General features: G+C 62.1%; 29 protein-coding genes, 1 pseudogene and 1 other annotated feature. Of the genes and pseudogenes, 18 read left to right on the top strand and 12 right to left on the bottom strand.

The window, feature by feature from the left end:
• Positions 1-35: 35 nt before the first annotated feature.
• Positions 36-1,052: an integron integrase gene (locus AZKH_RS16740; RefSeq protein ID WP_051071692.1), complete on the bottom strand. Its 1,017-nt coding sequence runs from the start codon at positions 1,050-1,052 to the stop codon at positions 36-38.
• Between the two features lie 129 nt (positions 1,053-1,181).
• Here AZKH_RS16740 and AZKH_RS27340 point away from each other — a divergent pair, with 129 nt between their 5' ends.
• Positions 1,182-1,577 carry a hypothetical protein gene (locus AZKH_RS27340; protein ID WP_015436975.1) on the top strand — a complete coding sequence of 132 codons (396 nt, stop codon included), beginning with the start codon at positions 1,182-1,184 and terminating at the stop codon, positions 1,575-1,577.
• A 116-nt stretch (positions 1,578-1,693) separates the two neighbouring features.
• A complete protein-coding gene (locus AZKH_RS27335) occupies positions 1,694-2,104 on the top strand; it encodes a hypothetical protein (protein WP_015436974.1) in 411 nt (136 codons plus the stop codon).
• Between the two features lie 284 nt (positions 2,105-2,388).
• Here the strand turns inward: AZKH_RS27335 and AZKH_RS16735 are convergent, their stop codons facing one another.
• On the bottom strand, positions 2,389-3,474 hold the full coding sequence (locus tag AZKH_RS16735) for an IS110 family transposase (RefSeq protein ID WP_041656311.1): 1,086 nt from the start codon (positions 3,472-3,474) through the stop codon (positions 2,389-2,391).
• Between the two features lie 600 nt (positions 3,475-4,074).
• On the opposite strand from AZKH_RS16735, the gene AZKH_RS27330 reads away from it, so the two are divergent.
• A complete protein-coding gene (locus tag AZKH_RS27330) occupies positions 4,075-4,353 on the top strand; it encodes a hypothetical protein (protein ID WP_156822121.1) in 279 nt (92 codons plus the stop codon).
• Positions 4,354-4,652: 299 nt separating this feature from the next.
• Here AZKH_RS27330 and AZKH_RS16730 read toward each other — a convergent pair whose 3' ends face one another.
• Positions 4,653-5,738, bottom strand: coding sequence for an IS110 family transposase (locus AZKH_RS16730; protein WP_041656309.1), 1,086 nt, complete (start codon positions 5,736-5,738; stop codon positions 4,653-4,655).
• A gap of 154 nt (positions 5,739-5,892) precedes the next feature.
• Between AZKH_RS16730 and AZKH_RS16720 the strand changes: the two genes are divergently transcribed.
• Both AZKH_RS16720 and AZKH_RS26990 read left to right on the top strand, forming a co-directional pair.
• A protein-coding gene (locus tag AZKH_RS16720) for an IS3 family transposase (RefSeq protein ID WP_156822060.1) occupies positions 5,893-7,115 on the top strand; the annotation gives its coding sequence in 2 pieces (ribosomal slippage) (positions 5,893-6,175 and positions 6,175-7,115; 1,224 coding nt in all).
• Positions 6,171-6,287: a sequence feature (AL1L pseudoknot), on the top strand. Its footprint overlaps the gene before it by 117 nt.
• A 126-nt stretch (positions 7,116-7,241) precedes the next feature.
• Complete coding sequence (locus AZKH_RS26990) at positions 7,242-7,841, top strand: DUF4145 domain-containing protein (RefSeq protein WP_015436971.1); 600 nt, start codon at positions 7,242-7,244, stop codon at positions 7,839-7,841.
• Between the two features lie 386 nt (positions 7,842-8,227).
• Here the strand turns inward: AZKH_RS26990 and AZKH_RS16715 are convergent, their stop codons facing one another.
• Positions 8,228-9,307 carry an IS110 family transposase gene (locus AZKH_RS16715; protein ID WP_015435937.1) on the bottom strand — a complete coding sequence of 360 codons (1,080 nt, stop codon included), beginning with the start codon at positions 9,305-9,307 and terminating at the stop codon, positions 8,228-8,230.
• Between the two features lie 198 nt (positions 9,308-9,505).
• Between AZKH_RS16715 and AZKH_RS16710 the strand changes: the two genes are divergently transcribed.
• From AZKH_RS16710 to AZKH_RS16700, 3 genes are all read left to right on the top strand, one after another.
• Positions 9,506-10,117 (top strand): cold shock and DUF1294 domain-containing protein, encoded by a 612-nt coding sequence (locus AZKH_RS16710; protein WP_015436970.1) that lies wholly within the window; start codon positions 9,506-9,508, stop codon positions 10,115-10,117.
• A 241-nt stretch (positions 10,118-10,358) separates the two neighbouring features.
• Positions 10,359-11,006 (top strand): hypothetical protein, encoded by a 648-nt coding sequence (locus AZKH_RS16705; protein ID WP_015436969.1) that lies wholly within the window; start codon positions 10,359-10,361, stop codon positions 11,004-11,006.
• Between the two features lie 224 nt (positions 11,007-11,230).
• Positions 11,231-11,458, top strand: a complete 228-nt coding sequence (locus AZKH_RS16700; RefSeq protein ID WP_015436968.1) for a hypothetical protein — start codon at positions 11,231-11,233, stop codon at positions 11,456-11,458.
• 91 nt (positions 11,459-11,549) lie between these two features.
• On the opposite strand, the gene AZKH_RS16695 is transcribed toward AZKH_RS16700, so the two are convergent.
• Complete coding sequence (locus tag AZKH_RS16695; protein ID WP_015436967.1) at positions 11,550-11,951, bottom strand: PIN domain nuclease; 402 nt, start codon at positions 11,949-11,951, stop codon at positions 11,550-11,552.
• The gene (locus AZKH_RS16690) at positions 11,948-12,142 is read right to left on the bottom strand and encodes a type II toxin-antitoxin system VapB family antitoxin (RefSeq protein ID WP_015436966.1); all 195 of its coding nucleotides are present in this window, start codon (positions 12,140-12,142) and stop codon (positions 11,948-11,950) included. Before AZKH_RS16690 ends, AZKH_RS16695 begins: the two co-directional genes overlap by 4 nt.
• A 222-nt stretch (positions 12,143-12,364) precedes the next feature.
• Here AZKH_RS16690 and AZKH_RS16685 point away from each other — a divergent pair, with 222 nt between their 5' ends.
• The 4 genes from AZKH_RS16685 (at position 12,365) to AZKH_RS16675 (ending at position 14,600) form a co-directional block, all read left to right on the top strand.
• A complete protein-coding gene (locus AZKH_RS16685) occupies positions 12,365-13,027 on the top strand; it encodes a dihydrofolate reductase family protein (RefSeq protein WP_015436965.1) in 663 nt (220 codons plus the stop codon).
• An 85-nt stretch (positions 13,028-13,112) separates the two neighbouring features.
• A complete protein-coding gene (locus AZKH_RS16680) occupies positions 13,113-13,712 on the top strand; it encodes an acyloxyacyl hydrolase (protein WP_197538732.1) in 600 nt (199 codons plus the stop codon).
• Positions 13,713-13,723: 11 nt separating this feature from the next.
• Entirely contained in the window at positions 13,724-14,203 is a 480-nt protein-coding gene (locus tag AZKH_RS26980) for a GNAT family N-acetyltransferase (RefSeq protein ID WP_015436963.1), read from the top strand.
• 16 nt (positions 14,204-14,219) lie between these two features.
• Positions 14,220-14,600, top strand: a complete 381-nt coding sequence (locus AZKH_RS16675; protein ID WP_015436962.1) for a VOC family protein — start codon at positions 14,220-14,222, stop codon at positions 14,598-14,600.
• A gap of 25 nt (positions 14,601-14,625) precedes the next feature.
• Here AZKH_RS16675 and AZKH_RS16670 read toward each other — a convergent pair whose 3' ends face one another.
• Entirely contained in the window at positions 14,626-16,053 is a 1,428-nt protein-coding gene (locus AZKH_RS16670; RefSeq protein WP_015436961.1) for a PLP-dependent aminotransferase family protein, read from the bottom strand.
• Between the two features lie 208 nt (positions 16,054-16,261).
• On the opposite strand from AZKH_RS16670, the gene AZKH_RS16665 reads away from it, so the two are divergent.
• Positions 16,262-16,588, top strand: coding sequence for a DUF2917 domain-containing protein (locus AZKH_RS16665; RefSeq protein ID WP_015436960.1), 327 nt, complete (start codon positions 16,262-16,264; stop codon positions 16,586-16,588).
• 23 nt (positions 16,589-16,611) lie between these two features.
• Here AZKH_RS16665 and AZKH_RS16660 read toward each other — a convergent pair whose 3' ends face one another.
• Complete coding sequence (locus AZKH_RS16660) at positions 16,612-17,085, bottom strand: TerB family tellurite resistance protein (RefSeq protein WP_015436959.1); 474 nt, start codon at positions 17,083-17,085, stop codon at positions 16,612-16,614.
• A 101-nt stretch (positions 17,086-17,186) separates the two neighbouring features.
• Here AZKH_RS16660 and AZKH_RS16655 point away from each other — a divergent pair, with 101 nt between their 5' ends.
• Both AZKH_RS16655 and AZKH_RS16650 read left to right on the top strand, forming a co-directional pair.
• On the top strand, positions 17,187-18,092 hold the full coding sequence (locus AZKH_RS16655) for a LysR family transcriptional regulator (RefSeq protein WP_015436958.1): 906 nt from the start codon (positions 17,187-17,189) through the stop codon (positions 18,090-18,092).
• A gap of 49 nt (positions 18,093-18,141) precedes the next feature.
• Entirely contained in the window at positions 18,142-18,306 is a 165-nt protein-coding gene (locus AZKH_RS16650) for an FmdB family zinc ribbon protein (protein ID WP_015436957.1), read from the top strand.
• Between the two features lie 9 nt (positions 18,307-18,315).
• On the opposite strand, the gene AZKH_RS26975 is transcribed toward AZKH_RS16650, so the two are convergent.
• The gene (locus AZKH_RS26975; RefSeq protein ID WP_015436956.1) at positions 18,316-19,089 is read right to left on the bottom strand and encodes a general secretion pathway protein GspB; all 774 of its coding nucleotides are present in this window, start codon (positions 19,087-19,089) and stop codon (positions 18,316-18,318) included.
• Positions 19,090-19,091: 2 nt separating this feature from the next.
• Positions 19,092-20,723, bottom strand: coding sequence for an AAA family ATPase (locus tag AZKH_RS16635; RefSeq protein WP_015436955.1), 1,632 nt, complete (start codon positions 20,721-20,723; stop codon positions 19,092-19,094).
• Positions 20,724-20,853: 130 nt separating this feature from the next.
• Here AZKH_RS16635 and AZKH_RS16630 point away from each other — a divergent pair, with 130 nt between their 5' ends.
• Positions 20,854-21,225 (top strand): hypothetical protein, encoded by a 372-nt coding sequence (locus AZKH_RS16630; RefSeq protein ID WP_015436954.1) that lies wholly within the window; start codon positions 20,854-20,856, stop codon positions 21,223-21,225.
• 7 nt (positions 21,226-21,232) lie between these two features.
• On the opposite strand, the gene AZKH_RS16625 is transcribed toward AZKH_RS16630, so the two are convergent.
• Together AZKH_RS16625 and AZKH_RS28030 are read right to left on the bottom strand one after the other, a co-directional pair.
• Positions 21,233-21,595: a hypothetical protein gene (locus tag AZKH_RS16625; RefSeq protein WP_015436953.1), complete on the bottom strand. Its 363-nt coding sequence runs from the start codon at positions 21,593-21,595 to the stop codon at positions 21,233-21,235.
• 10 nt (positions 21,596-21,605) lie between these two features.
• Positions 21,606-21,749, bottom strand: a pseudogene (locus tag AZKH_RS28030) (hypothetical protein); the annotation flags it as partial.
• Between the two features lie 307 nt (positions 21,750-22,056).
• Between AZKH_RS28030 and AZKH_RS16620 the strand changes: the two are divergent.
• Both AZKH_RS16620 and AZKH_RS16615 read left to right on the top strand, forming a co-directional pair.
• On the top strand, positions 22,057-23,136 hold the full coding sequence (locus AZKH_RS16620; RefSeq protein ID WP_015436951.1) for a TrkA family potassium uptake protein: 1,080 nt from the start codon (positions 22,057-22,059) through the stop codon (positions 23,134-23,136).
• A gap of 66 nt (positions 23,137-23,202) precedes the next feature.
• Complete coding sequence (locus tag AZKH_RS16615; protein ID WP_015436950.1) at positions 23,203-23,553, top strand: GFA family protein; 351 nt, start codon at positions 23,203-23,205, stop codon at positions 23,551-23,553.
• The last annotated feature ends 1 nt before the right edge of the window (position 23,554 follow it).

Below are 23,554 nucleotides of genomic sequence, written 5' to 3'. Positions count from 1 at the left end.
TAAGCGCGGGCGCTCCGGCGTCCGCGCAGTGGCGTCTACAGGCTGTCGAGCGGGCTGACGACGCCATGCCCGCCTCGGTTGAGGACGTGCGTGTAGATCATGGTCGTGGAAACGTCCGAATGTCCCAGTAGTTCTTGAACCGTACGGATGTCGTAGCCGCGTTCGAGCAAATGCGTCGCGAATGAATGGCGTAGCGTGTGTACGGTCACAGGCTTGTTGATCTGCGACACTTGAACCGCCCGCCGCACCGCGCGTTGCAGACGCTGTTCATATAAATGATGGCGGCGCACGATTCCGGACACCGGGTCCGTGGAGAGCCTGTCCGATGGCCACACCCAGAACCACGGCCAGGATTCGGCCGCCCGCGGATATTTCCGCGCCAGCGCATCCGGCATCGACACGCCCGGGACCTGTGCCAGGCGATCCTGCTTCCACACCCCGCGCGCAAGTTCCAGCCTCCGCGCCAAGGTGGGCGCCAGCACCACCGGCAGCATCACACGCCTGTCTTTCCCGCCCTTGCCTTCGCGCACGGTAATCTCGTTCCGATCGAAGTCGACATCCTTCACGCGCAACCGCAACGCTTCCATGAGACGCATGCCCGTTCCGTAAAGGAGTTGCGCCAGGTCATGCTCAGCCCCGTCCAGGGCGGCGAGCAGGCGCGACACTTCGGCGCGGGACAGCACGACCGGAACGCGTTCACGCTGCTTCGGCCGGCCAATCTCGTTCATCCACGGCAAATCGATCCCGAGAACCTCCCGGTACAGGAACAGCACCGCAGATAGCGCCTGAGCGTGCGTCGAGGGCGCCACCGCGCGCTCGCTGGCAAGCCATCTCAGAAAGCCTTCGACCTCCGGCACGCCCATGTCGCGCGGGTGACGCAGCCCATTGTGCCGAACAAATAGCCTGATCCAATAGACATACGCCTGCTCGGTTCGTATGCTGTAATGCTTGTACCGGATGCGCTCCCGCACCTGGTCGAGCAGCTTCACAGGCCTTGGCTGGTCGAACGAGGGGATCGCGGCGTGTTTGGGGGCTGTATATATACTGTTCATAAATACAGTATAGCCGATAAGGGTATGATTACAATGTCATTAATGTGTGACGTCTCATCCAATATATGCAGCATGCTAATAGCATATCCGGCACTGCTGCTGTCGACAACACGTTGGGCGTCATAGCGCATGAGCGACTCTTACGCAGTTCTTCCAATCACACACGAGGTTCGTGCCTGGCTACAAAGCGAGGGAATCGAAACGCCTGCGAATGATGGAAAACCAATCACTCTCCAAGAGTTGAAGGACATAGTCTCGGGCCTACAAGGCATTTCCGCCGAGTGGGGCACCGGCCCGGAGTTCTTCGATGCCGTAGTCAGTTCAACATCAGGCATGAACACTACGCTCATTATTGGCGACCCCGGGTGTGACGGCACCAACCCATGTGAGTTTCATTTTCGTGGCGGCGAAAGTGAACTCATCGAAATTGTCGTTGGCGGCATCGCCCAATTTGCAGGACCACAGGTAATTTATGCGCACTCCGGCGGCTTCACTAAAGTCATGCATGGAGCTATCGAAAAATGACGCCCAACCCTGCGCTCAACCTGACGCCCAACAGCCGCGCTGCGCACGGCCGTTGGGTTCCCTCCGCAGCTACGCTGCTCCGGCGCAGGTTAGCTCCACGTTAGAAGGCAAGACCCGTGGCCTCGCTCAAGCGCTTGAAGTCAGTCGCACACAGCCTCGCGCATCAGTTCGCGAGCACTCTGAACTATTGGCATGACGATTACGCCATTTGCCATCTGGCGAAGGCTTCAAAATCACTCAACATTCCAAAGGTCGGTATCAACGTATTGGCCGGGAAAGCATCGCCGCGTGAAATCGAAATTGGGTATTTGCCAGAGATCATTTCAAAACTGAAACCGGCGCTTGAGGTCTTGCTCGAAAAAGAGGGCTATCCCGTTGAAACAGTTATCGCCGCTACACTCGAATACAACTTTGATGTAAACCGCACCGACTTACTGTTTCATCAACCCACATATGACTGCACCTGCTCACTCACAACCCAAGACGGTCGCACCTACTCAGCCCAACTCACCGAGAGGAGTAACTGAAATTGCCTTCTAACATGGCGTATATGGACTCCCCCGGAAAGCAAGGAAACTGACCGATAGGTTGGCGTGTTCGGGGACATCACCTGCAGTCGTATATCCGGCATCTTGAGTGGGCTCGTTGTGGCCCGTGCCGACATGGAATCTGCCCGCGATGCGCCAATCGTTGCAAGCGGCTACGGGAGAGCCGGCAGAGTTATCGGCGTCAATTCGCGTGGGTGTGACCCGGTTTGCCATGATGAGCGATCAGTCTCGGCGCAAGGGTGAGAGGTGAAGCGATAAGGCGGTCAGGCGGCGATAGCAAAAGCGGTGCGTTCGAGTTTCTTCATTGGACATGGCTGCGGATTGCCATACGGGGCGTGATCGCGCAGCACGGCGAAGCAGATGCGGGCGAGCTTGTTGGCGAGCGCACAGGCGGCCTTGTTGTGGTTGGCGCGCGCTTGAATCTCGGTTGCCCAGAGGCGTAGGCCATCCAGGTTGCGACCGGCGCTGCGCGCCAAGGCCGCAGCGCGCAGGACGGCCCTGGCGCCATGCGTGAGCAGCATGCGCAGGTAGCGGTCCCCGCGCTTGGAGATGCGACCGAGCTTTCGGTTGTTGCCGGACGAGTATTCCTTGGGCGTGATGCCGAACCAGCTCGCGAAATGCCGGGCATCCTTGAAGTGCGTAACGTTCCCGCCGGTGGCGGCCACCATCGCCGTGGCGGTGAGCAGTCCGATGCCGGGCACCGACATCAAGTGTGTGCACGCGGGGCTGTGCCGCGCGACTTCGGTGAGTTCCCGTTCGAGTTGTGCGATGCGCTGTTCAAGCAGGCGGATCTCCTCGACGAGCAGGCGCATGGTTTCGCGAATCAGCGACGGCACCGGCGAATGCGGATCGGCCAGCACGCGGCTGATCGCCTCCACCCCGGTGCGGGCGCCTTGCGGAATCTCCTCGCCGAATTCGCGGCAGAAGCCGCGCAGCGCATTGATGCGCGAGGTGCGAGTGGTCATCCACAGCGAGCGGATGCGGTGCAGGCCCTGCAGGGCTTGCTGCTCGACCGACTTCACGCGCACCGGCACGATATCGGCGCAGCGTGCGGCTTCGAGCAGTGCGCAGGCATCGGCCCGGTCCGTCTTGTTGCGTTTCACATAGGCCCGGATATAGGCGGCGGGCAACAGCTTGACCTCGATGCCCCGCTCGCGGAGCCTGCGGCCCCAGTGGTGGGCCGAACCGCACGCTTCCATGATCACGAGCGCGACCTCGCGGTTGCCGAACCAGCGTTCGAATTGCGACCGGGTCAGGCGATGCTGCTCGACGACCTTCCAGTTGTCATCGGCAACGGCAATCTGGAATACACTCTTGGCTAGATCAACGGCAACGGTAGTAGCATGCATTTCGGACTCCTTTCGTCGAAGACCGATCCCCATCCCCATGAGCACCGGTGGCGCTTATTCGGCGCCGAAAAGACGGGGGAGTCCATCCCATCAGTCGACCTCGCTCCCTTCGGTCGCTGGACGCTGCGCGATAAAGCCGCGCAGCGCCGGTCACCTCTACGTTAGAGCGCTATGTGGCCCACAATCAATCGCCTCGTCATGAACAAAACACTACTTTGTCCGTTTTGCCGGTCCCCGCTTGAATTCCGCGACGGTGAGTTGTTCTGCGAGCCAGGCGATTGCGGGTTTTCTAAGCACGTCACAGGTCTAATCGAAAGCGGTCTTGCCTCGGCGCGCCCTGTAGCGATTTGTGAAGAACGCCTACCGGCTTTCACCTATGGCTGTCCAAACTGCGGCAGCCCATTATCCTTCCCTGAAGGGTGCGCCACTTGCGGGTGCTGCGGGTTTAAATCGCCGCGTGGCCTGCATTTCAATCTAACCGAAAGGCATTACCACCGTGAAGCGCTTTAACCCTTCGGTCGCGGCGCGGCTTCGCCGCTGGGGCGCCGTGCCGGCGGGGCCGGCCCGTCGCCCCTCACCTTCACGTTAGAGCTACAACAAATGGCCATCTGGTCGCTACTCGAAGGTCCATTCGTTTCGTTCTTGCTAGCAGGCGGGCTCGCCTTTACAGCGCTTTCTCTTATCAGCGAATATAAAAAAGTATTTCGCGCAAATCCACGAGCCGCGTTGTCTATTGAAATGCTACTTAACGCAATTGCCGGCAGTGGCGGCCCAGGGTTCTTTGCAGCGCTTCTGCTGGTCGGGGCTTTACTGTGCGTTGCCTCTGGGCTTTTTAGTCTTGCGTTCAACTTGTCATCCTACTTCGGGGGCGCCGTATGAATCCCCACTTTTGCGTCCGTAGCTCTAACCCTGCATATATGGACTCCCCCGGAAAGCAAGGAAACTGACCGATAGGTTGGCGTGTTCGGGGACATCACCTGCAGTCGTATATCCGGCATCTTGAGTGGGCTCGTTGTGGCCCGTGCCGACATGGAATCTGCCCGCGATGCGCCAATCGTTGCAAGCGGCTACGGGAGAGCCGGCAGAGTTATCGGCGTCAATTCGCGTGGGTGTGACCCGGTTTGCCATGATGAGCGATCAGTCTCGGCGCAAGGGTGAGAGGTGAAGCGATAAGGCGGTCAGGCGGCGATAGCAAAAGCGGTGCGTTCGAGTTTCTTCATTGGACATGGCTGCGGATTGCCATACGGGGCGTGATCGCGCAGCACGGCGAAGCAGAGGCGGGCGAGCTTGTTGGCGAGCGCACAGGCGGCCTTGTTGTGGTTGGCGCGCGCTTGAATCTCGGTTGCCCAGAGGCGTAGGCCATCCAGGTTGCGACCGGCGCTGCGCGCCAAGGCCGCAGCGCGCAGGACGGCCCTGGCGCCATGCGTGAGCAGCATGCGCAGGTAGCGGTCCCCGCGCTTGGAGATGCGACCGAGCTTTCGGTTGTTGCCGGACGAGTATTCCTTGGGCGTGATGCCGAACCAGCTCGCGAAATGCCGGGCATCCTTGAAGTGCGTAACGTTCCCGCCGGTGGCGGCCACCATCGCCGTGGCGGTGAGCAGTCCGATGCCGGGCACCGACATCAAGTGTGTGCACGCGGGGCTGTGCCGCGCGACTTCGGTGAGTTCCCGTTCGAGTTGTGCGATGCGCTGTTCAAGCAGGCGGATCTCCTCGACGAGCAGGCGCATGGTTTCGCGAATCAGCGACGGCACCGGCGAATGCGGATCGGCCAGCACGCGGCTGATCGCCTCCACCCCGGTGCGGGCGCCTTGCGGAATCTCCTCGCCGAATTCGCGGCAGAAGCCGCGCAGCGCATTGATGCGCGAGGTGCGAGTGGTCATCCACAGCGAGCGGATGCGGTGCAGGCCCTGCAGGGCTTGCTGCTCGACCGACTTCACGCGCACCGGCACGATATCGGCGCAGCGTGCGGCTTCGAGCAGTGCGCAGGCATCGGCCCGGTCCGTCTTGTTGCGTTTCACATAGGCCCGGATATAGGCGGCGGGCAACAGCTTGACCTCGATGCCCCGCTCGCGGAGCCTGCGGCCCCAGTGGTGGGCCGAACCGCACGCTTCCATGATCACGAGCGCGACCTCGCGGTTGCCGAACCAGCGTTCGAATTGCGACCGGGTCAGGCGATGCTGCTCGACGACCTTCCAGTTGTCATCGGCAACGGCAATCTGGAATACACTCTTGGCTAGATCAACGGCAACGGTAGTAGCATGCATTTCGGACTCCTTTCGTCGAAGACCGATCCCCATCCCCATGAGCACCGGTGGCGCTTATTCGGCGCCGAAAAGACGGGGGAGTCCATCCCATCAGTCGAGGGGCCTGAATCGCCCCGGGTTTCGCGGAGGCTCCAACTCTTGAGAAGATGGAGCCATGAAGAAGACGACGAAGTTCTCCCCCGAAGTGCGCGAGCGGGCCGTGCGCATGGTGTTCGAGCAGCGCGACCAGCATGGATCACAGTGGGCGGCGATCGAATCGATCGCGGCCAAGATCGGTTGCAGCGCGCAGACGCTGTCGAACTGGGTGCGCCGGTACGAGCGGGACACCGGGCAGCGTGATGGGGTCAGCACTGCAGAGGCGGCCCGCATCAAGGAGCTCGAGCGCGAGGTCCGCGAGCTGAAGAAGGCCAACGAGATTCTGCGCCTTGCCAGCGCGTATTTCGCGCAGGCGGAGCTCGACCGCCGCAACAAGTGATGAACAGTTTCATCGACACGCACCGCGAGCGCTTCGGGGTCGAGCCGATCTGCAGGGTGCTGCAGGTTGCCCCGTCGGCCTATCGTCGCGCGGTAGCCCGTCGGCGTGATCCCGCCTTGCGCTGTCTGCGAGCCCGTCGCGACGAGGTGCTGGAGGGGCACATCGAGCGGATCTGGGAGGCAAATCTGCAGGTGTATGGAGCGCGCAAGGTATGGCGGCAGTTGCAGCGGGAAGGCGTCGAGGTCGCCCGCTGCACGGTTGAACGGCTGATGCGTGCCCAGGGTTTGCGCGGTGCAATGCGCGGAAAGGCGCTGCGGACCACCCGCCCGGATTCGATTGCGCCGTGTCCGCTCGATCGCGTCAATCGCCAGTTCGTCGCCCAGCGCCCAAACCAATTGTGGGTGTCCGACTTTACGTATGTCTCGACCTGGCAGGGGTTCGTGTACGTCGCCTTTGTGGTCGACGTCTTCGCCCGCTACATCGTGGGTTGGCGCGTCAGTCGATCCATGCAGACCGAGTTCGTCCTCGACGCCCTGGAGCAGGCCCTGTGGGCTCGTCAGCCTGAACGTAATGCCTTGGTCCATCACAGCGATCGCGGTTCCCAGTACGTCTCGATCCGATACAGCGAACGTTTGGCAGAAGCGGGCATCGAGCCGTCGGTCGGCAGCCGTGGTGATAGCTACGACAATGCCCTGGCCGAAACCATCAACGGCCTGTACAAGGCCGAAGTCATCCACCGGCGAGGGCCTTGGAAGAGCGTTGAAGCGGTCGAGTTGGCCACCCTCGAATGGGTCTCATGGTTCAACCATCACCGCTTGCTTGAGCCGATCGGGTACATTCCTCCCGCCGAAGCCGAGGCAAACTACTACCGCAACCTCAGCGAGCAGGCGGTCGCCGCCTGACTCAAACAAAACGGCCTCCGCGAAACCCGGGGCGATTCAGACAGCCAAAAGCTACGCTTTTGGTTCCCTCCGCGCTACGCGCTCCGGCTGCCCCTCACTTCCACGTTAGGTCTTCCGAAGATAGTCATGATTACTGAATGCCCGCACTGGGAATCCAAGGTCGACTGCGACGAAAGAGGGGCAGTCGACATCGACATTGAAAACACACACATCCCGACCAAGTACGTCCTACTTGAATGTAAGGTTTGTCATAGCCCATTGCTTGGCATTACCGAGCTAATCCAAACAGGAGAGGATGATTGGGAGTGGGAACCTGCGTCTCGACTGTGGCCAGCACCCGACACAGCGATTGATTGGGACATTCCTGAAATTGCTCGCAATTCGCTCGTCGAAGCGAAGATTTGTTTCAAAGCCAAGGCATACAGCGCTTGTGCTGTTATGTGCGGACGTTCTATCGAAGGGGTCTGCAAGCATCACGATCCAAAAACAAAGAATCTTGCTGCTGGTCTCAAGAAGCTCCGCGAAGACGGAGTAATCGATGATCGAATTTTCGGATGGGGCGAGGCCCTTCGCGAGAATCGAAACTTGGGTGCCCATGCAACGACCGAAAAAGTATCACGAGACGACGCACGAGACCTCCTCGATTTCAGTATCGCCATATGCGAGTATGTCTTCGTACTGAATGCCAAGTTTGAGCAATTTCAGAAGCGTCGCGCAAAGTCCTAACATGGCCCTAAGGGACTTCCCGTCAACCCAGTTCCTTGCAGACCGGCCACAGGCCGATCCTGACGTCGATCACGTACTCATTTTCAGCCCTCCGCGATCACGCATACGCGTGACCGGCCTTTTCGACTGCCGACATCGCCATGGACAAAGACAGAGCAGACTGCCTTTCCCTAATCGGCCTTGTTCGGCACGGTCGTGCCGGGGCCCTGCGATTAACCGCACCGGCTGGCCTCGATCGTTCATCGGCGCGACCGGGGCGCGGGGATCAGCCGCGACACCCCGTGTGGTCGGCCCTCAGGTTAGCCAGGCTCTCAGCCGGTCGGTCTGACCTGTTTGTCTATCGCGTGCGTGCAGTCATGCGAACACCTTCGGGTGATACGTTGGTTTCAGCGCGCCGGTTCCGTGGCCGAGTCGGGCCGCTGACGCCACGCCTCGGGATTGTAGGTTTCGCCCTTGGCAAGCACCGCCCACAACTGGCGAGCGTGCTTGTTGGCGATGGCGACGAGCGTCTTGTGGTAACCGACGCGTGCGTGCAGCGTCACGATCCATTGCTGCAGTCGCGTGAGCGCTTCGCGGGTGTTGCGAGCCTTGCGCAGGGCGGCGGCGAGCACGCTGCGCGCCCCCTGCACGAGCAGCGTTCGCAGGTAATCGTCGCCGCGTCGGGTGATGCGCCCGAGTTTCGGCTTTCCGCCGCTGGAATACTGGCTCGGCGTGAGACCGAGCCACGCGGCGAACTGACGGCCGTTGTGGAACATGGTCGCGTCGCCGACGCTGGCGACCACCGCATCCGCAGTGAGGAGCCCCACGCCGGGCAAATCGCGCACCCGCCGGGCGGCGGCGTCATCCGCTTGTTGGGTGGCAATCTGCCGGTCGCACTCGGCAATACGGGCATCGAGCGCGTCGAGTTGGTCGCGCACGCCTTGAATCAGTTGGCGGATCGGCGCCGGCTGCGCGGTGTCGAATTCATGCTCGGCAAGCTTACGCCGCAGCCGCATCGCGCCGGTGTCGACGACCATCCCGAATTCGGCGAGCAGGCCACGGATGCGGTTCAAGAGCGCCGTGCGCTCCTCGATCCAGCCGAGCCTCAAGCTGTGCCAGGCGAGCCGTTGTTGCTGGGCCTCGGTCTTCACCGGGATGAAGCGCATTCCCGGCGCGAGCAGTGCCGCGACAATTGCCACCGCATCCGCCCGGTCGTTCTTGACCGCCTGGCGCTTGCGGTACGGGCGCACGAATTCCGGTGCCATCAGCCGCGGCTCGAGCCCCAGCGACTGCATCGTTCGTCCCCAGCAATGCGCACCGCCGCAGGCTTCCATGCCGACGAGCGTGCCACGAGGCAAGGTCGACAACCACGCGAGGAATCCGCTCCGGTTGAACTCGCGCGTCTCGATCACCCGGCCCGCGCCGTCCGCCACGCAGGTGACGAACACGTTCTTTGCCAGATCCACACCGACCGTCGTAGTATTCATTTGGACTTCCCCTTTCGCGACCTCAGATTGAACTTCAGCAATTCAATCTTGGCACTTCGATGCCGGGCGGCCAATGCCGCGGGCGGAAGTGGGAAGTCCCTTTGTAGTCGCTCAACCCCGCTCCCTTCGGTCGCTGGACAGCCAAAAGCTGCGCTTTTGGCTGCCGGTTAGCTCTACGTTAGAACTCAATCAATCATCATGCGAATCGAAGGCGCTGTGAAAACGTGGAACGATGACCGGGGCTTCGGCTTCATCGAGCCTCTGCACGGAGGCCAAGAGATCTTTGTTCACATCAAAGCTTTTGCGTCACGCTCCGGGCGACCTGAGGTTGGTCAGCGAGTGACATTTGAGGTCGAAATGGCCCCAGATGGAAAAAAACGCGCGAAGCGTGTCGAGGTTGTCAGACCCAAACGCCCGAGTGTCAGAGGGCGAAATGACAATCCGGCGCAGTGGGGCACAGCGACCCTGTTCGCCATTCCGGCGTTTTTTGTTCTCTTCACCATCGCCGCTTTCCTCTGGAAGGTTCCGGGTTGGGTCGCCGGACTCTATCTCGGAGCGAGCGTGGTGTGCTTCGTCGTATACGCTGTAGATAAATCAGCTGCCGCTGCCGACCGCTGGCGCGTCAGTGAAGACACTTTGCTGGGGTTGGGGCTTATTGCCGGTTGGCCTGGTGCGATCGTAGCCCAACAGGTCTTGCGCCACAAATCCAACAAAGCCTCCTTCCGGGCCAAATTTTGGGCAACTGTGATCGCAAACGTTCTAGGGTTCATCGCCCTCAGCTCGCCGCTGCGGGCGATGCTATTGGCGTGACCAGCAAGTCGGCCCATGGTCCGTGGCGGCTGTCGAAGACGCTGGCATTGGCAATCGCGCTACCATTGCGCTTCTTCACAAACTTGGGACTACCGAATCTTGCACCACGGTAGCAATTCAATTCATCGAACCGCCGGATACGTGACCCGTACGTCCGGTGGTGTGGGAGGGAGGGGCCGTGAGGCTTCTTCCTATCCCGATTAGGCCGCCGCAAATGGGTTTCCCCTTCCGATCTTGGCTCATGGCACCGTTGGCCTCGGCGAAGTTACTGCTGGCCGGCTGTGCCAGCCTCGAACCTCTCGATTATCCGCACGAATGGGAGTCGAGCCCAGGCACGGTCCTACCGAACGGTTGTCCGGACTTGTCGGGAACATATGCCGTTCGCGCGACCGGTGCCTATCCTGCAAGAGTTGAAAATTATCCGCCGTTGAACGAAATACTCGGTCCGGCCACGCTTCGGGACGCCGAAGAACGAGACCGCCCTTGGCCAACATCGCCTGGCGCCACGACGGCGACGTTCACGGCACGTGGAGACTGGCTGTACGTCCGCGTTCGCGACGCTGCCAAGGGCGAGAGCGTCTTGAAATTTAAGCGGAAGAATTGGTGGGGCGGTGCCACGGACGGTTCCGACGCCATGTATCAGTGCCTGGAATTGGAGTTGGGCCCAGCGTTGGGATTTGATGGGTCTCGGAAACGCATCTTCGCCATACCGTACCTGTTCGCGGAAGACGACGAAAACTTCGTGTTTCTGTCCAAAGGGCGGGATGGCTCTCTGATCGTCAACTACCGGACCAATCGCGTCTTCTTCACAGGTGTCTTGATCGGGAGCCACGCGCGCTGGGTTGGCAGCGTTTGGTGGCGTTACCCAGCCGTCTTGTCGAACCAATGATCCCGACTACCAGCGGCAGTCTGTTCAAGCGTACCGAGGTTTGATAACGCCACGTTTATTGGTAAACAGCGGCCATGGGCGGCCGAGGTTCTAGCGCACGCAAGTTGAGCGCCCGATCATCAGTCAACCTGACAACCGAAAGCGGGGTGCTCTTCGAACGTTCCGCCTCGCGCGGTTGCAGGCTACCTACGCGTTGGGCGTCTTGAAGTCATGCTGAGTGCCCTATGAGGCGCAGCTTCCTGGGCTTTACCGTGAGCCGCGCGGGGGCAAGACTGAAAGTGGCCGACCAGGCCATCGACAAGCTCAAAGCCCGCGTTCGAGCACTGACCGGAGTCTGGAACGCCAGCAAAACGGCGCACGGCCCTTGGCGCATCAGCAAGACATCTGCATTGACGGCGGCATTGCCGCGGCGTACCTTCCAGCACATGGGGCTGCCTGAACTGGCAGCGTGAGATGATCCGTTATTCATTGAACCGCCGGATACGTGATCCGTATACCCGGTGGTGTGGGAGTGAGGCGCCGTGAGGCGGTTTCCTATCCCGATCAGGTTTCGGTGAGCGCGGATCGGAGGCCAAGATGCTCTACAAACGGATCAAAATCCCTGTCGCTGTAGAGCAGAGCCAATCCGCTTTCTATGCATCGAGTCGCAATCACGGTGTCGATGGTCTTTCGCACCGTCACACCCAATGCCCGCAGCGAACGAAAATTCCTGGCAGCTTGAATGGCCATCTCTTGCCCGCCCAGATCAATAATGACCAACGAGGTCATCAGTTTCTTAGCTTGGTTGAAGTCGCGCTCACTCGAGAAACCCTGCAGCACCTCGGCCAAAATCAGATCGCCCGTTGCAACGGGCTCTACTCCAAGCAGGGAGTCCAGCTTTTCAGTCTGCGGCGTCACGGTTCCTCGGAAATAGTCGATCCAAACGCTGGAATCGACCAAAATCACTTGTCAGTCCTCATCTTGTCGAGATCACCCTGCCAGTCAAGCTTGCCGCGAAACTGGCGAATCTCTTCCTGCTGCCGGAGGCGAAGCAACGTCCGAAGGCCAAGTTCTACCGCCTCACGCTTGGTCTTCAATCCGGTCGCGCGAAGCGCTTCGTCCATGAGTTTGTCGTCAATCACAATGTTGGTACGCATGATGTGTATCTTTTAATCGATATATACACATCGTAGTCTTCGGCGACCCACCGCGCAATGACTTTGCTTAGGCATGAGGCCCATCTATACAGAGAGGCAGGGAACACAGAGTCCAGCGGCTGCAAACTTCACGGAATTGAGGAAGTCGAAAAGGCTTTTTCCACCTATCGATGTTGGAAAGACCGCTGAGGATTCGTTTGGACGTCTAAACGGAGGCAAGCAATGACACGAGTTCGCGTTGAGGGCTTCACGATCTCGCTCGACGGATACGGAGCAGGTCCGAATCAAGACATCGACAATCCGTTGGGCGTCGGCGGGACGGAACTGCACCAGTGGCTACTTCCAACACGCACGTTCCAGCGGGCCTTGTTCGGCAAGGACGACGGTACGACCGGGATTGACGATGATTTCGCCGCCCGTGGCTTTCAGAATGTTGGGGCCTGGATTCTTGGGAGGAACATGTTCGGACCCGTTCGCGGGGACTGGCCGGACACAAACTGGAAAGGCTGGTGGGGAGACAATCCACCGTATCACGTTCCAGCCTTCATCTTGACCCATCATGCTCGTCCCACCATCGAGATGGAAGGCGGCACGACGTTCCACTTCATAACGGGAGGCATTCGCGAGGCGCTCGATCGTGCGCGCGAGGCGGCTGCCGGAATGGACGTGCGGATCGGCGGCGGGCCGGCCACAATCCGGCAGTATCTTCGTGAGGGCCTCATTGATGAACTGCACATCGCTATCTCGCCGGTCCTGCTCGGCCGGGGAGAATCGCTGTTCGAAGGGGTTGATATGCGGGCTCTGGGGTACGAATGCGTTGAATTTGTAGCGTCGGAGAAGGCCACCCATGTCGTCCTGCGGCGCCAAGCGCACACGGACGACTAGCAATCGGTTGCAGCGGACGGTCTTCGCTAGAATCCGCATCACAGATGCCTTGTCTGTGGCGCGTGAAGAAGGAAGATGAATGAGAATGACGAGGACCCGTTGGGTCGCGTATGGCGCGGCCGCTCTGGCTCTTCTTGCCGGCGGGCAGGCGCGGGCGCAAGTGCCGCATCCCGCGGACAGCTGGGAGTTCGCGCTGGAGGCGGGCTACCTGGCCAAGATCCGCAATAATTCCCCGTTCGATTACCGCATCGCACCGGTGAACCTTGCCTGGCGCAGCCCCGCGACGCGGGATCTATGGCAATCGCCGGACGGTGGGCGGCTTGTCCTGCGCCACCGCGTCGCCCTGGTGACGGAGGCGATCATGCGTGGTCCGGAGCATCACTACGTCGCGTTCAGCGCTGCGCCATCGTTGGAGCTATGGTCGGCCGACCGCAGGACGGCTGGATTCTTCGAGATCGGGGGCGGCTTCGGCTTCACTAATTCCAAGGATGTGTCCGGCGGCCAGGGGCAGGACCTCGCGTTCAACTGGTACACGCAGGGCGGTGTGCGGCGCCAGCTTGACGACGACCTCGCGCTCACGACCGCGCTGTATTTCACGCATCACTCCAATCTGGGTATGACCGATCCGAACCCCGGGATTGATGTGCTGGGGGTGAATTTTGGCGTGGTCTGGTCTTTCCGCTAGGCAAACTCTTCATGGAAATTGTTCTGAGAAATCCAATTCCGGGTGATATCGGCTGGCTGATATCAATGCATGGGAGAATTTATGCGGAGCAGTTTGAATTTGATTCGAATTTTGAAAGGGATATTGCCAAAAAGGTCATGGCGTTTCTGGAGAAACAAGATCCCTTCAACATGCTCTGGGTGGCTGCTGTAAACAATGAGCCTATTGGTTCAATTGCTGTGTCATTAAGGCCTGATCAAACCGCATTCATAAATTTCTTGCTGGTCGAAACCGAATATCGAGGTTGCGGAGTTGCCAAGACACTGATGGACAGAGTCGTTTCGCACTGTAAAGATCACGGTATACGCTTATTGTGTCTTGAAACGTATAGCTGCTTAAAGGCTGCTCGGGAGTTGTACAGAAAATACGGGTTTACACTTTCAACCAAGAACGTGGCGGTTAAGATGTATGGTCAATCATTTGATCAAGAGTTCTGGCAAAAAGTATTATAAGAATTGAGGAGAACGCATGTTTGACCACGTCAAATTCGGAGTCAGCGACTACGCGGCGAGCAAAGCGTTCTTCCTCGAGGCACTCGCACCGCTCGGCGTAACTGTCATCTCGGAGGGAGCCCCCGCATATGGTGTCGAGCTCGGCGTGCCGGGGGGTAAGGCTTCGTTGTGCCTGTACCAGACCGAGGAGAAGCCGGCGCATCTTCACCTGGCGTTCGCGGCCGAGAATCGCCAGCAAGTCGAAGCTTTCTATCGCGCGGCTCTGGAGGCGGGCGGCAAAGACAATGGCGCGCCGGGTCTGCGCCCGCAGTACCACGCGAACTACTATGCAGCTTTCGTCATCGGTCCGGACGGGCACAACATCGAGGTGGTTTGCCAGCGCGGCGCGGAGTCCTGAGCCCAACGACTTTGCTGATCGGCGATTATCCGGCGGCGAAGGCCCCGAGGCGCCGGATCGCATCCTCGATCCGCGGTGACCACGGGTTGCCGCAGTTGAGGCGCAGGCAGTTCTTGAAGTGGCCTCCGGGCGAGAAGAGTTCGCCGGGGACGATCGCGATGCCGGCTTCAGCCGCTTTCTCGAAGAGCGCCATGGCGTCGCCTCCCGCCGGTAGTTCGACCCACAGCACGAAGCCGCCTTGTGGCTGCGAGATGCGCGTGCCGGCGGGGAAGTAGCGCAGTACGGCTTCCGACATTTGCATCACTTGCTTCTGGAAGGCGCGGCGCAGGAAGCGCAGATGGCGGTCCGAGGCGGTCGATTCCAGGTAGCGGGCGGCGACGGCCTGGGTGATCGGGTTCGTGGCGCCGGAGGTCAGGGTCTTCTGTAGCAGCACGTCGGCGTGGTAGCGGCCGGCCGCGACGTAGCCGAGGCGCAGAGACGGGATCAGCGTCTTCGACAGTGACGAGCACATCATGACGTTGCCGGTGGTGTCGAAGGACTTCAGTGGCCAAGGGCGCTGCGGTCCGTAGTAGAGCTCGCCGAAGATGTCGTCCTCGATCACCGGGATGCCGCGCTCGGCGGTCAGCGCGGCGAGGCGGCGCTTTTCCTCGTCGGGCATCAGGCTGCACAGCGGGTTGTTGAAGTTGGTGACGAGGAGGCAGGCGGCGATGCGTCGTTCGCGGCTCGCGATGTCCAGCGCATCGACCGACAGGCCGTTACGCGGATGCGTCGGGATCTCCAGCGCCTTCAGGCCCAGCTGTTCCAGCAGCTGCAGCATCAGGTAGTAGGACGGCGATTCGACCGCGACGGTGTCGCCGGGCTTGGTCACGGCGCGCAGGCACAGCAGCAGGGCCTCGGTGCAGGAGTTGGTGACGACGATCTCGTCGGCGGCGAGCGCCTGGCCCCAGGTCAGCGAGTGCCGCACGAGCTGGCGCACGAGCTCGGGGCGATTGATCATTGCGTGGCTGGCGGCGTCGAGGAGATGCTCGGCGTGGCGCCCGATCTGTCCGTACAGTCGCTGCAGCGTAGCGATCGGCAAGAGTTCTGGCGCGGGCAGGGCGGCGCCGAGCGGCACCATGTCCGGACGGTTGTTGAGCGTGACGACGCGCATCATGCGGCTGCTGATATCGACGGCGACCGGGCGTGTCCGGCGGGGGCGGGGCTGCGGTTCGAGTTGGGCGTTCTGGCAGGCGGGGGGCGGGCGCACGAAGAAGCCGGACTGCGGCCGCGCCTCGATCTGGCCGCGTTCTTCGAGCTGGCGCAAGGCCTGCACGACGGTCGAAATCGAGAGCTTCTTCTCCCGCGCCATCGTGCGAACCGAAGGCAGACGGTCGCCCGGGCGCAGGATGCGTTCCGCGATCATGCCGCCCAGCTCGTCGGCGAGCTGTTCATAGCGCAGCGTGCGTTGGTCCATGTCTGTGCATTCCCGCTTGTGCCCTGTGTTGCATTGTCCCGCCAGTCTTACGTGCACGAAAGGTACAGTTGCTCCCGATTTTGACCGGTACACTTTCCAAAATGCGGATCTGTATCGATGTCAATTTCGATTCCGTGTGTCTGTACTGGATTGCTCGCGATTCCTAGACTGTCATTGCGCGTTCAATGACGATTTGAGGAGAGCGATCATGCGGATGTTATCGAGCAACGGAACCATCCAACTGGACGAATGGAGTCCGCTCGCCTTTCGCGACGCTCGCGGACTGCGCGTGCAATGCACGCATGGGCGCATCTGGGTGACGGTTGAAGGTCAGGCCGGCGACTTCTTTCTCGTCGCGGGCGAAAGCATGCGCATCGACAGCAAGGGGCTCGTGCTGATCGAAGGCGTGCCGCGCGGGAACGTGCGAATCGTCGCGGCGGCGCCGTGGCCGGTGCGGCTGGCCGGCCGCATGCTGAACCGTCTTTATCGTCGCCGCCCGATGGATAGCACGGGTGCAGCGGGCGCCGCAGTCTGATTGAATCTGATCGGCAGGTCGCCTCAGGGGGCGACCTGCGCCTTGAGCGCTTCGCGCGCGCGCTGCTTTGCCGCGATGTAGTCCGCGTGGGGGATATACAGCAGGTCGCCGAGCCGGCGCATGAGGTGGTTTTCGTGCGCGCTCAGGTGGTCGTCGGCGAGGGCGACGCGCCATAGCAGTTCGATCACGTGCAGTTTCTGTTCGGGGCTGAAGGACTTGTTGAGCTGCGACGTGAATTGGTGCAGGTCGATTGCCTCGTCGGACTTGGCCTGTGCGAGCTCGAAGAGTCGCGCTACTTCGTCATCGTTCAGCGCGAACTTGTCGCGCAGCGCCGCGAGCACGGCCTCGCGCTCCTCCGCAAGAACCTCGGAATCGCTGCGCATCACTTCGACGAGCAGCACCGCCGTTGCCAGTCGCAGCTGGTGCTCGCCGAACGCTTCGTCTTCCGGCGAGGCGTCGAACAGTGAGCGGAACAGATCGTTGAGGGTGCGAAGCATCGGGTGGGTCTCCTGAAAGGGCGTCAGTGACAATAATGACAGCTCGGTCGCGAGAAGGTGCAAAAGGAAGAATGCTTGCCCGATCGCGCTAAACTCGGTGCATGGACCGATACACCGAAATCCGTAGCTTCGTCCTCGTCGCCGAAAAGGGGAGCTTCGCCTCGGCGGCGCTCGTCGAGGGCGTCACGCCGGTCGTGATGGGGCGGCGCCTGGACGGACTCGAAAAGCGTCTCGGCGTGCGCCTGATGCACCGTTCGACGCGCGGCCTGACACTGACCGACCTCGGCGAGCAGTTCCTCGAACAGTGTCGCCACCTGATCCACGAGTTCGACGAGGCCGAGACCAGCGTCAGCGCCGGGCGCGACGTCGTGCGCGGCCACCTCGTCGTCTCCGCGCCGGCCGCCTTCGGGCGCCGCCACGTCGCGCCGCACGCGCCGGCCTTCAAGGCGCGCTACCCGGAGCTGAAGCTGTCGTTCAACCTCACGGACAGCGTCGTCGACCTCGTGCGCGAGGGCTATGACATGGCGATCCGCATCGGCGAGGTCACGGATCCGAACTACGTTGCGCTGAAACTCTTCCCGAACCGCCGCGTGGTCTGCGGCGCTCCCGAGTATTTCGCCCGACACGGGGAACCGCGCACGCTCGAAGACCTCGCCCGCCACAACTGCCTCGCCTTCAACCTGCAGGGCGGCCAGCAGCGGGGCTGGAGCTTTCTGCGCGACGGCAAGCTTGTTGCGGTGCGCGTCGAAGGTGATCTCGACTGCAACGACGGCGAACTTCTGTACAGTTGGGTCAAGCAGGGGCTCGGCATCGGATGGCGTTCGACCTGGGAGATCCAGGCTGAACTCAAGCGCGGCGAGCTTGTCACAGTGCTCGACGAATTCGCGGCACCCGCCTATGACATCCAGGCCGTCTATCCGCAGCAGCGCTACCTGCCGGCCAAGGTGCGCCACTTCATCGAGTATCTGAAGGGCGTCTACAACACCCCGGGGTATTGGGAGAGGTAACCTCCGGGCCCTTCGTTTGCATGGCTGCTGTCGTTAGCGCGGAGGTCCTATGCCCACCTATGAATATCGTTGCAAGGATTGCGGCCATGTATTCGACCTCGTCGAACACGTGGCGGAGCACGCCGAGTCGCACCCCGTCTGCCCGCAGTGCCAGAGCAGGCAGATCGAGCCCGTGCCAATGCCCGCTTTCCTGAAGACCAGCAAGAAGAGCTGAACCGAGCTCTTACTGCTGCGCCCGGAAGCGGTAGCCCTGGAAGTCGAACACGACGCCGTCGTCGCCGACCGTCACCACGGTCACGCCGGGGCCGGCCTCTTCGCCTTCCTGCACCAGCCGATCGTTGACGACGACCATCCGTTTGCCGGAATCGCCGGCCGACGCATAGCCGGAGATCGTCAGGCGCGGCACGGTGTTGCGGACCGCTGGCGGCAATTCCTGGAGGTTCAGGATGCGGCCGGATGGCGGGCGCGCGGAGGTGGGTGCGGGCGAGGGCGGCGCGAGCGGAGCCGTCGCGACGGGCGCGGGCCGGGAAGCCGCCGGAGCAGCGATCTCTGCGTTTGCCGGCGTCTTGTCGATGCGCTGTGCGGGCCGGGTGGTCGCAGCAGGCGATGGCGTGTCTGCCGACGTGACCGGCGGCCGACTTGTGGCAGCAGCTGGGCTCGACGGGGGTATGGTCGGTGGGCTCGACGGGGTCGGGGAGGGCTGGATCTGTTCTGTCGGTCTGGCTTGCGACGGTTCGGGCTCCTGTACCCGCGGCACCGCAACCGCTATCTTCTGGTCTTCGCGCGCTTCGGTGCTTGCCTGCTGCCACGGCCGCCACCATCCGAGCACGGCCGCGAGCAGGGTCACGGCGAAGCCGGCCAAGACGTATGGCTGATGCCGCGGCGACCTCTCCACGCGCGTGCCGGTCGTTGTTGCGGGGATCGTGCTCAGGTCCGGCACCTTGCCGCGTTGCCGCGCGTGTTCGGACTTCTGTAGCGCTTCGAGTATGTAGGACATTGCTATTGCCCCTGCCTCGCGAGAACGGGCGCCTCGCTGTCGGCCACGGCGGCGAGACGAACCAGGGTCATGGGGCCGACCACGCCGTCTTCGGGCAGGCCATTGCCGCGCTGGAAGGCGCGCATGCGCTGCTCGACGACCGCGTTATAGGTGTTGCCGCTTGCTGCGGCGTCGGGCGAGCCTTCCCAACGGCCGAGCTGGCGCACGACCCACGCGACGTCGGCACCGCGCATGCCCGGTCCGACGCTGCGGTACCACCCGGGCGGGGTGCGCCACAGCAGCACATAGTTGCCGCGCCATTGCCGCTGGAGGCTGTCGAGCGAAACCTCGCGCGTGGTGCCCGCGAAAGCGAGCCGCGCATGCTCGGCGTCGATTGCGATCAACGTGGCGAAGAAATTCGGCCCGCCGGCCTGGCTCAATTCCAGTATTGCCGGTGCGTTCATCGCCCGCAGCGCTTCGAGATCGCCGTCCCGACGCAGGCAGCCGATGCCTCGCGCGGCGATGAGGCGGCAGGCTTCGTCGATGCCGACGGTAGGGGTCTCGATGTTCCAGAGCAAGAAGAGACTGCGTACGGCCATTACTTCGTGCAGCCACTGCTCGGTCGGCGCGGGCCAGGCAATCTCTTGGGGCGGCGGGGCAGGCGTTTCCGCGGGCGGCGTGCCGACGGGGACTGGATTCGGCCCGGCGGTGGACGTTGCCGAAGTCGAGCCGGCTTCCACGGCGGGGGCCGAAGCGTTGTAGCGCCAAGCGGCGGCAGCACCACCGGCGAGCGCCACCGCGAGCAGCGAGGCCAGTGCGACCTGCTTTAGCCCCGATCGCTGCGGAACGCCGCCGAGCACCTCGCCCGCGGCCCGGTTCAGGGTCGCGATGCCGACCGCGGTCTTGCCTTCGACGTAGGCGCCGAGCAGGGCGCGATCGCAGATCACGTTGATCAGCCGCGGCGTGCCGCCGCTCAGTCGATACAGCCGGTCGATCACCTTATCGGGGAAAAGCGCTTGTCGTGCGCCTGCGACCGAAAGCCGGTGATTCACGTAGGCCGCGACGTCCGGCCGCGACAGCGGCTCGAGGTGGTAGCGCGCGACGATCCGCTGCGCGAGCTGGCGCATGTCCGGCTGCGCGAGTCGTTCGCGAAGCTCCGGCTGGCCGAGCAGGATGATCTGCAGCAGCTTGCGCTCGTTGGTTTCGAGGTTGGTCAGCAGCCGCAACTGCTCCAGCACCTCGTTGGAGAGGTTCTGCGCCTCGTCCACGATCAGCACCGTCTTCCGCCCGCGCGCGTTGGCCTCCAGCAGATAACGATTGATCAGGTCGACCAGCACCTTGATCGAGTGCTCGCCGGCCGGCGCCGGAATGTGGAGTTCGTCGCACAGCGTCGCGAGCAGTTCCACGGTGTCGAGCTTGGGATTCAGGATGAACGCGACGTCGCAGTCGTCCGGCACCTGCTCCAGCAGGCAACGGCACACCGTCGTCTTGCCCGTGCCGACCTCGCCGGTGAGCAGCACGAAGCCGCCGTCCACCCTGAGCCCGTACAACAGGTGCGCCAGCGCCTCGCGATGACGTTCACTCATGAAGAGGTAGCGCGGATCGGGCGCGATGGAGAAGGGCGCCGCCGAAAACCCGAAATACTCGTTGTACATGCGTGCGTCTCGTGGAGCGCGCCGTACGGTCGGCGCGCTGCGCTAGTTTCACATTACGGGCTGCGATGCGCAAACGGTCGGGCATAATGCGGCGGATCCGTGTTTTCGCCGTTCGGCGCAATTTGCTCCCATGACCCGTTTGCGTCTTGCTTCCGCCACTGCCGTGGCCTACATCGTCGTCGTGTTCGGCGGCACCCTGGTTCAGTTTGCGCTCGGCGGCGGTGCCTTCACCTTGCGTTTCAGCCTGAGCCAGCCCGCAGTCTGGCTGGCGGCGCTGCTGGCGGGGCTCGTCGCGTGGGGCCTGTGGCGGCAGTACAAGTGGGCGTGGTGGCTTGGGATGGTGGCCGGCGGGTACCAGCTTTTCCGCGTTTCCGCACCGATGGTCGAGCGCTTCAGCTTCTCGCGGCCGTCGGCCTTTGGTCCGCTGCTCGTTGCCGGCTTACTGCTGGTGTTCCTGATCCTGCTCTTTCCGTCGAAGGTGCGCGCAAGCTGCAATCGCTGAGCCCCGGCTATCCCTGCGGCGGCAGATAGGCGATCCAGAAGCGGATCGGCGCGAGCGAGGCCGTCGACAGCGGCGGGAGGGCGACGGTCTGCTCGTGTGCGAGTGTCGGATAGCGGGCCTTCAGGTCCCGGATCAGTGCGGTGTCGTAGGTGTCGTCCTTCAGCCGGTGGACGAACACGGCGCCGTCTTTCTCGACTTCGTCGGCATGCAGCCAGGGGTTGCGCTTCGAATCCCAACTGAAATACGGGATCAGGCCGCGCTGGGAGTAGGCGATCAAGCCGGCGACGGTCCAGCGGTCGCCGGCGACGATGCGCAGCGGCGACGAGGATTTCGCGCGCCAGCGACCACACGGCCCAGAAGGTGAGCGCAACGCAAAGTTGCGACGCCAGATACACGGGCCAGCCGACGGTGCCGAAGAGGTCGGTTACCAAGGCCGAAACCCATGCGGCGAGGAAGGGGTGCTTGTCGTAGCCGAGCTGCCAGAGGTTGCCCCACGCGATCCCTTCGACGGTGTCCTGTGGCATGGAGGGGTAGGTGAGCGCCGGAACGAGCGTCCACAGCGCAATGTGGGCGACACACAGGACCAGCAGCGCGAGCCGGGCACCGTGCAGTTCCCGGCCCTCGCGGTCGTCGAAAACTCTTGGCGCGGGTTCTCCGGACCGGCGACTGCAATATAGGCCCAATTTCCGATCGTTTTGTATCCCACTGTTTCCGCCGCAAGGCGGAAGACCCGCTCGCCGTGTCGAATTCTCGTGCGCCGTCGCCCGCGGGTGGGGGGCGATCGCTACAATCGCGAATTCACCTTTGTTGACGTTTCACCTGCCCGCCACGATGACGGCCCGAATCAAAAAGACAACGACGCGCCGTGTCAGCCCGCCGCCGCTCAGGAACTCCGCGCTGCCCCGCATCGTGGTGCGGATCTACTTTGCGATCGGGATCCTGCTCACGATCGTCGTGTTGGCAACGCTGGCTTTCCATCATATCGGCGATGGGGAGGCGACCTGGTCCGACGCGATTCATATGACGCTGATCACGATCACGACCGTCGGTTATGGTGAGGTGGTACGCATCGATTCGCTCGGCGACCGCCTGTTCGCCGGCCTCGTCGCGATCAGCGGTTTCGGCGTGCTGACCTTCCTTTTTACCAGTCTGACCATGTTGTTCATGGAAAAGGACTTCGACCAGACACTCAGGAGGCGCCGCATGGAGAAGCGGATCAAGAAACTGCGCCAGCACTACATCATCTGCGGCTTCGGCCGGGTGGGCCGGAACGTCGCCTACGAGCTGCATGGGACAGGTCGGCATTTTGTCGCCATCGACGTCGAACAGGCGCGATTCGACGAGAACCAGGAGAAGTACCCCGGACTGCTCTACCTGCACGGCGACGGATCGGACGACGACCTCCTGCTTGCCGCCGACATCGAGGATGCGAAGGGCGTCTTTGCGGTGACGGGCGATGATTCGCGCAACCTGATGATCATCATCACCGCGAAGCAGCTCAATCCGAACGTGCGCATCGTCGCGCGCGCGCAAGAAACGCGGAACATGGCCAAGATGTACAAGGCGGGGGCGGACGCGGTGATCTCGCCGGACTTCACCGGCGGCATGCGGATGGCGTCGGCGATGGTCCGTCCGCACGTCGTGGGCTTCCTCAACGAGATGCTGAAGTCGGAGAAGAAGCTGCGCGTCGAGGAATTCCCGCTCCCCGATAATTTCCCCGCGACGCCGCTGTCGTCGTTGCAGTTGCGCAGTCCCGAGTACATTCTGCTGGCGGTGCGCGACGAAAAGGACTGGACCTTCAACCCGCCCGGTGAACTGCTGCTTTACCCGGGCAACGTGCTGATCGCGATGGCGAGCCCCGCCGGACGCGCCGAAATCGAGGCTCATCTGGCGGAGTTCCTCGTCGGCTGAGCCGCGCTATGATGAAAGCGATTTGTACGCACTTTCGTTGCCGATTCCCCTGAAAGGAGCAAGGTGATGATCTACAAGGGAAGCTGCCATTGCGGTCGGATTGCCTTCGAGGTCGAGGGCGAACAACTGACTCAGGTTGTCGACTGCAATTGCTCGATCTGCGTCCGGAAGGGCGCGCTGATGTGGTTCGTGCCTCGCGAGAAGCTGCGTCTGCTGACGCCGGAAGCAAACCTCAGCACCTATACCTTCAACACGCACACGATCAAGCATCGCTTCTGCGCGGTGTGCGGCATTCACCCCTTCGGCGAGGGGACCGACCCGTCCGGTAAGGCCATGGCGGCGATCAATGTGCGCTGCCTCGAAGGCGTGAAGCTCGCCTCCTTGCCGGTGAAGCACTTCGACGGCCGCTCGCGCTGAA

This window comes from Azoarcus sp. KH32C, from assembly GCF_000349945.1.
In the GTDB taxonomy this organism is placed as follows: Bacteria; Pseudomonadota; Gammaproteobacteria; order Burkholderiales; family Rhodocyclaceae; genus Aromatoleum.
The sequence above is the reverse complement of the archived record's forward strand: the minus strand, read 5'-3'. Positions and strand labels throughout refer to the sequence as shown.